This window comes from Pseudoalteromonas sp. SG43-4 (assembly GCF_014164325.1).
In the GTDB taxonomy this organism is placed as follows: Bacteria; Pseudomonadota; Gammaproteobacteria; order Enterobacterales; family Alteromonadaceae; genus Pseudoalteromonas; species Pseudoalteromonas distincta.
Genome location: NZ_JACJFB010000088.1, coordinates 1 through 223, shown reverse-complemented (window position 1 = coordinate 223; position 223 = coordinate 1). Strand labels below are relative to the sequence as shown.

Annotated in this window: 1 rRNA gene; it reads left to right on the top strand. The window is 37.7% G+C overall.

The features are described from left to right. Window positions 1–147: 147 nt before the first annotated feature. Window positions 148–223 (top strand): 16S ribosomal RNA (locus H5160_RS20290); the annotation flags it as partial.

The following is a 223-nucleotide window of genomic DNA, read 5'->3' as shown; positions in this document are numbered from 1 at the left end:
CGAGGCAAACAAATTAGAGTCTCAATTGAAAACTGAGTGACCAACAGAAGTAACTTATTTATAAGTTGCTTCGGCACAGTCAATTCAATATCGAAAGATATTAAAAAATTCAGAATTCATTGAGCTGTCGAAAGACATAAAACTTTTTAATTGAAGAGTTTGATCATGGCTCAGATTGAACGCTGGCGGCAGGCCTAACACATGCAAGTCGAGCGGTAACAGA